The sequence below is a fragment of the Leifsonia sp. EB34 genome (assembly GCF_041260585.1).
Lineage (GTDB): Bacteria > Actinomycetota > Actinomycetes > Actinomycetales > Microbacteriaceae > Leifsonia.
The window spans coordinates 356,580-366,107 of record NZ_JBGCCV010000002.1 but is presented as its reverse complement, the minus strand read 5'-3'; the positions used below and the strand labels follow the sequence as shown (position 1 = coordinate 366,107).

12 protein-coding genes are annotated in these 9,528 nt (G+C 73.8%); 7 read left to right on the top strand and 5 right to left on the bottom strand.

Going from position 1 to position 9,528, the window contains the following annotated elements:
• Nucleotides 1-3: 3 nt before the first annotated feature.
• Genes ABIA36_RS11255 through ABIA36_RS11240 form a run of 4 tightly spaced genes read right to left on the bottom strand, consistent with a single transcriptional unit; the run spans nt 4 to nt 3,780 of the window.
• Nucleotides 4-174: a hypothetical protein gene (locus tag ABIA36_RS11255; RefSeq protein ID WP_369962456.1), complete on the bottom strand. Its 171-nt coding sequence runs from the start codon at nt 172-174 to the stop codon at nt 4-6.
• Nucleotides 171-1,556, bottom strand: coding sequence for a dihydrolipoamide acetyltransferase family protein (locus tag ABIA36_RS11250; protein ID WP_369962455.1), 1,386 nt, complete (start codon nt 1,554-1,556; stop codon nt 171-173). The genes ABIA36_RS11255 and ABIA36_RS11250 overlap by 4 nt, the downstream gene beginning before the upstream one ends.
• Nucleotides 1,553-2,653 carry an alpha-ketoacid dehydrogenase subunit beta gene (locus ABIA36_RS11245; RefSeq protein ID WP_369962454.1) on the bottom strand — a complete coding sequence of 367 codons (1,101 nt, stop codon included), beginning with the start codon at nt 2,651-2,653 and terminating at the stop codon, nt 1,553-1,555. The genes ABIA36_RS11250 and ABIA36_RS11245 overlap by 4 nt, the downstream gene beginning before the upstream one ends.
• On the bottom strand, nt 2,650-3,780 hold the full coding sequence (locus tag ABIA36_RS11240; RefSeq protein ID WP_369962453.1) for a thiamine pyrophosphate-dependent dehydrogenase E1 component subunit alpha: 1,131 nt from the start codon (nt 3,778-3,780) through the stop codon (nt 2,650-2,652). The genes ABIA36_RS11245 and ABIA36_RS11240 overlap by 4 nt, the downstream gene beginning before the upstream one ends.
• Nucleotides 3,781-3,907: 127 nt before the next feature.
• Between ABIA36_RS11240 and ABIA36_RS11235 the strand changes: the two genes are divergently transcribed.
• Genes ABIA36_RS11235 through ABIA36_RS11205 form a run of 7 tightly spaced genes read left to right on the top strand, consistent with a single transcriptional unit; the run spans nt 3,908 to nt 9,091 of the window.
• Nucleotides 3,908-4,336: an Lrp/AsnC family transcriptional regulator gene (locus tag ABIA36_RS11235; protein WP_369962451.1), complete on the top strand. Its 429-nt coding sequence runs from the start codon at nt 3,908-3,910 to the stop codon at nt 4,334-4,336.
• A gap of 48 nt (nt 4,337-4,384) precedes the next feature.
• Nucleotides 4,385-4,783, top strand: coding sequence for a hypothetical protein (locus ABIA36_RS11230; RefSeq protein WP_369962450.1), 399 nt, complete (start codon nt 4,385-4,387; stop codon nt 4,781-4,783).
• Nucleotides 4,780-5,019 carry a hypothetical protein gene (locus tag ABIA36_RS11225; RefSeq protein WP_369962449.1) on the top strand — a complete coding sequence of 80 codons (240 nt, stop codon included), beginning with the start codon at nt 4,780-4,782 and terminating at the stop codon, nt 5,017-5,019. Before ABIA36_RS11230 ends, ABIA36_RS11225 begins: the two co-directional genes overlap by 4 nt.
• Complete coding sequence (locus ABIA36_RS11220; protein ID WP_369962448.1) at nt 5,016-6,212, top strand: low temperature requirement protein A; 1,197 nt, start codon at nt 5,016-5,018, stop codon at nt 6,210-6,212. The genes ABIA36_RS11225 and ABIA36_RS11220 overlap by 4 nt, the downstream gene beginning before the upstream one ends.
• A gap of 40 nt (nt 6,213-6,252) precedes the next feature.
• The gene (locus ABIA36_RS11215) at nt 6,253-7,449 is read left to right on the top strand and encodes an acetyl-CoA C-acyltransferase (protein ID WP_369962447.1); all 1,197 of its coding nucleotides are present in this window, start codon (nt 6,253-6,255) and stop codon (nt 7,447-7,449) included.
• Nucleotides 7,449-8,192 carry an enoyl-CoA hydratase/isomerase family protein gene (locus ABIA36_RS11210; protein WP_369962446.1) on the top strand — a complete coding sequence of 248 codons (744 nt, stop codon included), beginning with the start codon at nt 7,449-7,451 and terminating at the stop codon, nt 8,190-8,192. Before ABIA36_RS11215 ends, ABIA36_RS11210 begins: the two co-directional genes overlap by 1 nt.
• Nucleotides 8,189-9,091, top strand: a complete 903-nt coding sequence (locus ABIA36_RS11205) for a 3-hydroxyacyl-CoA dehydrogenase family protein (RefSeq protein ID WP_369962444.1) — start codon at nt 8,189-8,191, stop codon at nt 9,089-9,091. The genes ABIA36_RS11210 and ABIA36_RS11205 overlap by 4 nt, the downstream gene beginning before the upstream one ends.
• Here ABIA36_RS11205 and ABIA36_RS11200 read toward each other — a convergent pair.
• The gene (locus tag ABIA36_RS11200; RefSeq protein WP_369962442.1) at nt 9,063-9,467 is read right to left on the bottom strand and encodes a PaaI family thioesterase; all 405 of its coding nucleotides are present in this window, start codon (nt 9,465-9,467) and stop codon (nt 9,063-9,065) included. The two genes, ABIA36_RS11205 and ABIA36_RS11200, sit on opposite strands and share 29 nt — an antisense overlap.
• Nucleotides 9,468-9,528: the final 61 nt, after the last annotated feature.

Sequence of the window (9,528 nt, the reverse complement as noted above, 5' to 3'; positions counted from 1 at the left end):
CGGTCAGGGCGCGGGGGCCTCGCCGTCGCTGGGCGACGGGTGAGGGAGCCAGGGGATGTTCTCCTCGGGCGCGACGTCCTTCTCGAAGTCGAGGTCGTAGTCGTCGCCCTGCTCCACCACATCGGGCTTGTCGGCGTCGTCAGGCTGTTGTGCGTCCTGTGGCTTGTCGGTCATGCGTTCACCGTACCCGGCGCCTCGACGGCGAGGAAGGCGATCGGCGACTCGATGGCGTCGGCGATCTCGCGCAGGAACCGCGCCGCCACGCCGCCGTCGGTGACGCGGTGGTCGAAGACCAGGCTGAGCTGCACGATCCGGCGCACGACGACCGCGCCGTCGACCACCCAGGGCCGCTCGATGACCCGGCCGATGCCGAGGATCGCGACCTCGGGGTGGTTGATGATCGCGGCGCTGCCGTCGACCCCGAGGCTCCCGTAATTGTTCACGGTGAAGGTCGAGCCGGTCAGGTCCGCGGGCGGGAGCACTCCGTCGCGCGCCGCGGCGGACAGGCGACCGAGCTCGGCGTCGAGCTCGCGGATGCTCGCCCGGTCGGCGCGGCGGATCACCGGCACCAGCAGGCCGCGCGGGGTGTCGGCGGCGAAGCCGAGGTTCACCCCGCTGAACACCTCGATCCCGTCGCCGTCGGAGGTGACCCGGCCGCCGAGCTCGGGATGCCGCGCCAGCGCGCTGAGCGCGAAGCGCGAGACGAACGCCAGCATCGACGGGGGCTTGCCCGACCTGCCGAGTGCCTTCCTGGCCTCCCACAGCTCGGTGGCGTCGACGTCCACCCAGACGGTCGCCTCCGGGATCTCGGAGCGGCTGCGGGTCATGGTCTCGGCGACCGTGCGGCGCAGGCGGGAGAACGGGATGACGGAGGCGATGTCGAGGCCGGTGCGGGGGTCGGCGCCCGGCTCGCGCTGGGCTGCGGTGGGAGCGGGAGGGGCGGCGGGCGCGGCCGGCACTGCGGGAGCGCTCGGTGCGGTGGCCTTGGCCGCGGCGAGCGCGGCCTCCACGTCGCGGCGGGTGACGACGCCGCCCACGCCGCTCGGGGTCAGGGAGGCGAGGTCGATGCCGTGGGTGTGGGCGAGCGCGCGGACCACGGGCGACACGACCGGGACGATGCGGCTCGGCGCGCCGGCGGTCACGCCCGCGGCGCGCTGCGTGGTGCGGCCGCGGCGGCGGGCGGTGGCGTGGTCGGTGGTGCCGTAGCCGACGAGGACCGCGCCGGAGCCGGCGGCGACGGGCTCGGGCTCGGGCTCGGGCGCCTCGACCGTCTCCGCTGCGGGCGCGGCGGCCGGCGCCGCCGCAGCGACGTCCGCGTCGGCGTCCTCCCGCACCTCCAGCAGCGGCGAGCCGACCAGGATGGTCTCGCCCTCCTCGCCGTGGCAGACGGCGACGACACCCGCGTACGGGGACGGCACCTCCACGACCGACTTGGCGGTCTCCACCTCGGCGATCGGCTGGTCGACCGTCACGGTGTCGCCGACCGCGACCAGCCAGCGGACCAGTTCGGCGTCGGCGAGTCCCTCGCCCAGGTCGGGCAGCGCGAAGACCTTCATGCGTCCTCCCACTGCAGGCTGTCGACGGCGTCGAGCACCCGGTCGACGCCGGGCAGGTAGAAGCGCTCCAGCTTCGGCGGGGCGAACGGGGTGTCGAAGCCGGTCACCCGGCGCACCGGCGCCTCCAGGTAGTGGAAGCAGCGCTCGGAGACGCGGGCGGCGATCTCGGCGGCGACGCTGGCGAAGCCCGGCGCCTCGGCCACGACCACGGCGCGGCCGGTCGCGCGCACGGCGGCGCACACGGTCTCGTCGTCGAAGGGGGTCAGTGTCCGCACGTCCACCACCGCGAGGCTGCGACCCTCCTCGGCGGCCGCCTCCGCCGCGGCGAGCGCCACCGGAACGGTCGGACCGTACGCGATCAGGGTGGCGTCGGTGCCCTCCCGGGCGACCCGGGCGCGGCCCAGCTCGGGCAGCGGCGCGGTCGTGTCGACCTCGCCGGTCGACCAGTACAGCTTCTTCGGCTCCAGGAAGACCACCGGGTCGGGCGACGCGATCGCGGCGCGGAGCAGGCCGTAGGCGTCCTGCGGTGTTGCCGGCGACACGACGGTCAGGCCGGGAGTGTGCGCGTAGTAGGCCTCGGAGGAGTCGGAGTGGTGCTCCACGCCGCCGATGCCGCCCGCGAACGGGATGCGGATGACCATCGGCAGCCGGACCTTCCCGCGCGTGCGGTTGCCCATCTTCGCCACGTGGTCCACGATCTGCTCGAAGGCCGGGTACGCGAACGCGTCGAACTGCATCTCGACCACCGGGCGCATCCCGTTCATCGCCATCCCGACCGCGGTGCCGACGATGCCGGACTCGGCCAGCGGGGTGTCGAAGCAGCGCTGCTCGCCGAAACGCTTGGTCAGGCCGTCGGTGATGCGGAAGACGCCGCCGAGCGTGCCGACATCCTCGCCGAAGACGAGGACCGCGGGGTCCTCCGCGAGGGAGTCGGCGAGGGCGCGGTTCAGGGCCTGCGCCATCGTCATGGTGGCGACCGCGGGGGCTGCCGGCTGCTCGGGCTGCCGGTCCACGGGCTGCCGGTCGTCGGGCTGCCGGTCGTCAGCCTGCTCGGGCTCGGGCTGCCGGTCGGCGGGGGCGTCGTGCATGAGCGTCATCGGGCGACCTCCTCGGTGCGGGACGGTGCGGGGCGGGACTGTGCGGCGCGGGACTCCGCGGCCAGCTCGGCCGCGAGCAGCTCGGCCTGCTCCCGGAGCTGCGGCGTCTGCTCGGCGTAGACGTACTCGAACAGGTCGAGCGGCTCCGGCTCGGCGTCGGCCATGATCCGGGTGCGGAGGTCGACGGCGACGCGCTCGGCGTGCGCGCGGAACTCGGCGTCGTCGGCGTCCGTCAGGGCGCCCTCCGCCGTCAGCCAGGTGCGCAGGCGCAGCAGCGGGTCGCGGGCGATCCACGGCTCCACCTCGGCGGAGGTGCGGTAACGGGTGGCGTCGTCGGCGTTGGTGTGCGACTTCATCCGGTAGGTGAGCGCCTCCACGAGGGTCGGTCCGCCGCCGTCGCGGGCTTCCGTGACGGCCTCTCCCAGCACCGCGAGCAGCGCGGCGAGGTCGTTGCCGTCCACCAGGCGTCCGCGCATCCCATAGCCGACGCCCTTGTGCGCCAGGCTCGGCGCGGCGGTCTGCCGGCTGAGCGGCACGGAGATCGCGTAGCCGTTGTTCTGGACCAGGAAGACGACCGGGAGGTGGAACACGGCCGCGAAGTTGAGGGCCTCGTGGAAGTCGCCCTCGCTGGTGGCGCCGTCGCCGCACAGCGCGAGGACCACGGTGTCCTCGCCGCGGAGCCGCGCCGCGTGCGCGAAGCCGACCGCGTGCAGGAGCTGGGTGGCGAGCGGCGTCGCCTGCGGGGCCACCCGGTACTCGTTCGGGTCGTAGCCGGAGTGCCAGTCGCCGCGCAGCAGCAGGAACGCCTCGAACGGGTCGACGCCGCGGGAGACCACGGCGACCGAGTCGCGGTAGGTGGGGAACAGCCAGTCCCGCTCGCCGAGCACCATCGCCGCGGCGACCTCGCAGGCCTCCTGGCCGTGCGAGGACGGGTACACGGCCAGCTTGCCCTGGCGCACGAGGGCGTCGGCCTGGTCGTTGAGCCGTCTGCCCAGCACGAGACGGCCGTAGCCGTCGCGCAGCCGCATGGTGGACGGGAACGTGTAGTGCTCGTGCGGGTGGCCCGAGCCCTGCTCGTCGATGAGCCGCAACGGGGTGTCGCCCGGCATCAGATCGTCGGCGTGCATCTGTTCTCCTTCGAAAGACGTCGCTGATCATCAGGATGACTTCGCTGGACCCGCTTCGCCAGACGTGTGAGAGTTTCGAGACGAATGGGTGCGCAAGCGTGGGATCGATGCCAAACTGTCTCCCACCATGGACGACATCGACACCCGCATCCTGGACGCACTGCGCGCCGACGGCCGGGCCTCCATCACCGCCGTCGCCGAGGCTGCTCACGTCTCGCGCGCCAACGCCTACGCCCGGGTCTCCCGCTTGGTCGAGGAGGGCGTCATCACGGGGTTCACGGCGAAGGTCGACCCGCGCCGCTCCGGGCGCGCGTCGTCGGCGTACGTGACGATGCGCGTGGAGCAGGCGGCCTGGCACGACCTCCGCGAGCGGCTGCGCGCCATCCCGGAGGTGGAGCACTTCGCGCTGGTCGGCGGCGACTTCGACGTCATCCTGCTGGTGCGGGCGCGCGACAACGAGGACCTCCGGCGGGTGGTCCTGGAGGAGCTGACCACGATGCCGTCGGTGCGGGACACGAAGACGTCGCTGGTGTTCGAGGATCACGACCTGCGCTGACGCCGCCACGTTCGTGCCGAATCGCACAGGTGGCGCTACGCTCACGCTATGGCGAACCCTGCGGTGGGCGCGCTCACGTCGGAGCTCACGGTCGGGGACCTGTCGGCCCTCGCCCGCCTGGACGACCGCGCGGCCGTCGACGGGCTGACCGTCGCACTCACCTGGCGGTACGAGCACACGATGACGCTCGCGAAAGCGCTCGCGGCGGCCGGCTCCGGGGTCATCGTCTCGCTCGCGGTGCCGGTGCTGCAGTCGAATCCCGGCGTGAACCCGGTGCCGGTGGCCGCGTGGCTCTGGGTGCTGATCGCCGGGACGGTCACCATGCTCAGCGGTGGCGTGTTCTACGTGCTGGCTCGCCGCGCCCAGCGCACGTTCGTGCTGGCGCAGGGGCTGCTCGCCGAGCTGCTCGCCCTGCGGCAGCCGCCGGGACCGGGAGCGCAGCCGTGAGCACCACCATCGTCGTGGTCCTGGCCTCCTTCATCGTCGTGCTGGCCGTCGCCCTCACGGTCACCGCGCTGATCGTGCGGGCGTCCCGGCTGCGGTCGGATCACGACAGGGCAGCGGCGCTCGCCGGTCCGGCCGCGTGGAGTGCGCTCGACGGCATCTCGCTGTCCGGGTATGCCGACGACGCGCGGGTGCGCGCCGCGGTGGACGGTTTCCTCAACGCCGGTCGGCGCGGATGAGCATCCCGTCCGTCCCCCGGCTTCCCGTCGCCGGCGACCGGGACCCGTCGCGGGCGCACTGGATGGAGCTGTTCTTCGACCTCGTGTTCGTCGCGCTGGTCGGGCAGCTCGCGCACGGCCTGCACACCGCCCCGTCGTTCGGCACGCTCGCTGTGTTCGTCGCCCTGTTCGCCTCGGTGTGGTGGTCGTGGGTGAACCTGACCTTCGTCGTGGACGTGTCTCCGCAGCTCAGCGCGCGGCGGCTGTCGATCGTGATGCTGATCGCGATGTTCGCCGTGGGGGCACTGGCGGTGGCGGCGCCGGAGGCGATCGGCGACCGGGCGTGGCTGTTCGCGGCCGGCAACGCGCTGCTGCGCGTGCTGCTGCTGGTGGTGTGGATCCGGTTCTCCTGGTCGCACGGGATGGCCTCCCGCGTCCGCATCCTCGCCTACAACGGGCTGACCGCGGTGATCTGGCTGGTCTCGATCGCGCTCCCGGCCCCGGCGGACTACGTGCTGTGGGCGGTCGCGATCGTGCTGGAGGTCGTGCTGCTGACCGCGACCTCCGGGAGCTGGGCGGCGATCGCCCTGGACCGGCTGAACGTCGAGCACCTGTCCGAGCGGTTCGGCCTGCTCGTCATCATCGTGTTGGGCGAGTCGGTGCTGAGCATCGTGGATGCGGTGAGCGCCGCCTGGACGCTCGCCGCCGGCCTCGTCGGCGTGCTCGGCCTGCTGGTGACCTCCGGGCTCGCCTGGTCGTTCTTCCTCTACGGAGTGGACGCGATGACAAGCGGGCTGGAGCGGCTGCTGGCGGCCGGCGACGCGCGCACCATCCGCGACACGGTGGCGTTCCTGCCGTTCCTGCTGCTGGCCGGGGTCACCGCGCTGTCCGGCGCGCTCGCCGAGGGGATCGCGCACCCGGGCGAGCCGCTGCCGCCGGCGCTGGCGGTGTCGCTCGGCGGCGGGATCGCGCTCTTCTACCTGACCAATGCGGTCATCGCGCGGCGCTACGGCGACCCGTGGCGGGTGGTGCTGCGCTGGGCGACGCCGGCGGTCGGGCTGTCCGCCGCGCTCGCGGTCGCGGCGCTCTGGCTGCCGGCCGCGGCCGCGATCGGCGGCGCGGTGGTGATTCTCGGGGTGGTGGTGGCGTCGGCGGAGCGCGCCTCGCGGTCGCGCCGGTTGCTCGCCGGTCGGGGTTCTGCGACTATTTACTAGCTGAACGTTCGTTCGGTAATTCGCATTCGAAGGAGCTGCGATGGCGGAGGCCTACCTCGTCGGCGGTGTCCGCACCGCGGTCGGACGCTACGGCGGAGCTTTGGCGGGCGTCCGCCCCGACGACCTCGCCGCCCTCGTGGTGGGCGAGGCGGTGCGACGCGCGGGAGTCGACGGCGCGGCCCTCGATGACGTCATGCTGGGAGCGGCCAACCAGGCGGGCGAGGACAACCGCAACGTGGCCCGGATGGCCGCGCTGCTGGCCGGCCTCCCGGACAGCGTTCCCGGTGTCACCGTCAACCGGCTCTGCGCGTCCGGCCTCAGCGCCGTCACCCTCGCCGGTCAGGCGATCCGCGCGGGCGACGCCGACCTGATCGTCGCAGGCGGCGTGGAGTCGATGACACGGGCGCCCTGGGTGCAGGCCAAGCCGGCGCGGCCGTGGGCCAAGCCCGGCCCGCAGTTCGACACCTCCATCGGCTGGCGCTTCACCAACCCGCGGTTCCTGGAGCGGGACAAGGCCACCTACTCGATGCCGGAGACCGCGGAGGAGGTTGCGCGCCTCGACGGGATCACCCGTCAGGAGGCCGACGCGTTCGCGCTGGAGAGCCACCGGCGGGCTGCCGCGGCGACCGACGCGGGGCGGTTCGCCGACGAGATCGTCCCGGTCACGACCGCCGCCGGGGAGGTCACGGCCGACGAGAGCATCCGCCGCGACACCGACGCGGCCGCCCTCGCGGCGCTGCGGCCCGTGGTCGCGGGAGGCGGCGTGGTGACCGCGGGGAACTCCTCGCCGCTGAACGACGGCGCGTCCGCCATCGTGGTCGCCAGCGGCGACGCCGTGCAGCGCTACGGCCTGCGCCCGCGCGCCCGGATCGTCTCCTCGGCGAGCGCCGGCGTCGCGCCGGAGGTGATGGGGCTCGGCCCGGTCCCCGCCACGCACCGTGCGCTCGAGCGGTCCGGCCTGGAGCTCGACGACATCGGCAGCATCGAGCTCAACGAGGCCTTCGCCGCGCAGGCCATCGCGTGCCTGCGCCGGCTCGGACTGGACGACGACGGCGGCCGCGCCCGCGTGAACGCCGACGGCGGCGCGATCGCGCTCGGGCACGCGCTGGGGTCGAGCGGCGCGCGCATCCTGGTGACCCTGCTCGGGCGGATGGAGCGCGAACGGTCCCGCTACGGCCTGGCGACGATGTGCGTCGGCGTCGGTCAGGGCGCGGCCATGATCGTGGAGGCCCTGTGATGGCCGAGCCGACGACTCTGCTGGTCACCGAGAGCGCCGACCGCGTGGTCGCGACGCTCAACCGCCCCGAGCGCCGCAACGCGATCGACCAGCGGATGGTGGACGAGCTGCACGAGCTCTGCGACGGGCTGGAGCGCGACCCGCGCATCCTCATCGTCACCGGCTCGGAGGGCGTCTTCGCGTCCGGCGCAGACATCGCCGAGCTGCGCGAGCGCACCGCCGACGACGCCCGCCGCGCGATCAACGCGACGATCTTCCTCCGCATCGCGGCGCTGCCCATGCCGGTGATCGCTGCGCTGGACGGCTACGCGCTGGGCGGCGGGGCCGAACTCGCCTACGCGGCCGACTTCCGCCTCGGCACGCCGCGACTGCGGATCGGCAACCCGGAGACCTCGCTCGGCATCATCGCCGCGGCCGGCGCGCTCTGGCGGCTGCCGCAGCTCGTCGGCGAGCCGCTCGCGGCCGAGATCGCGATGGCCGGGCGCGTGCTGAACGGCGAGGAGGCGCTGGCCGCGGGCCTCGTGAGCGACCTGTTCGAGCCGGGCGAGCTGCTCGCCGGGGCGGACGCCCTCGCCGACCGGATCGCGAAGAACGATCCGCTCGCGACCCAGTACACAAAGCGCGTCCTCCACGCGCCGCTGAGCGCGCATCCGGAGGTCGAGCGGGAGGCGCAGGCCGTGCTGTTCGAGTCGCCGGAGAAGCACAGGCGGATGACGGAGTTCCTGGAGCGGAGGCGGCGATGAGCGACCAGCGGGCGGGCGTCCCCGAGAACGTCGGCGTGATCGGCGGCGGCCGGATGGGCGCGGGCATCGCCCACGCGTTCCTGATGGCGGGCGCGCGCGTCGCGGTCGTCGAGCGCGACGCCGCCTCGGCCGCTGTCGCCCGCGAGCGCGTGGAGACCGCCGTCGACGGCAGCGTGCGCCGCGGCGCCACCGCCCCGGCCCCCGACCGGCTGATCGCCACGACCTCCTGGGACGCCCTGCGCGGCGCCGCCCTCGTCGTGGAGGCCGTGCCCGAGCTCCCCGAGCTGAAGCATGACGCGCTCCGTCGCGCCGAGGAGCTCCTGGAGCCCGACGCCGTGCTCGCGAGCAACACTTCGTCCCTGTCGATCGACGGCCTCGCCGAGGTGCTGCGCCGGCCCGGCGGCTTCCTCGGCATGCACTTCTTCAACCCGGTGCCCGCGTCGGCCCTGGTGGAGGTCGTGGCCGGGCAGGCGACCGCGCCGAGCGCCGTCGACCTCGCGACCGGCTGGGTGGCGGCGCTCGGCAAGACGCCGATCGTGGTCCGCGACTCCCCCGGCTTCGCGTCCTCCCGGCTCGGCGTGCTGCTCGGGCTGGAGGCCGTGCGGATGGTCGAGGAGGGCGTCGCGTCCCCCGAGGCCATCGACACGGCGATGACGCTCGGCTACAAGCATCCGGTCGGGCCGCTCCGGCTCACCGACATCGTCGGGCTCGACGTCCGGCTCGACATCGCGGAGTACCTCGCGAGCGAGCTGGGGCCTCGGTTCGAGCCGCCCGCGCTGCTGCGCAGGATGGTCGCGGACGGCCTGCTCGGGCGCAAGTCCGGGCGCGGGTTCTACGTGTGGGACGGCGACGCCGCGGGCGGGGCACCGCTCACGCGCGCTCCGGAGCCTCCACGATGAGGTTCGTGATGCGCACGGTGCAGAGCCGGTTGCCGTCCTCGTCGGTCAGGACGACCTCGTGCGAGGTGACCTTCCTGCCGAGCCGGATCGCGGTCGCGACCCCGGTCACCAGGCCGCTGCGCGCCGACCGGTGGTGCGTCGCGTTGATGTCGAGCCCGACCGCACTGCGGCCGGGTCCCGCGTGGATGACGGCCGCCCACGAGCCGAGCGCCTCCGCGAACGCCACAGAGGCGCCGCCGTGCAGCAGCCCGAACGACTGGCGGTTGCCCGCCACCGGCATCGTCGCGACGACACGCTCCGCGGATTGCTCCAGGATGCGCACGCCCATCTTCTCGTCGAGCTCGCCGAGCTCGATCGTCCAGTCTCCATCGGCCACGGCACCAGCCTATGTCCGATCCCCGCATGTCCCATCCAGTGGAGCGCCGACGCTCCAGACC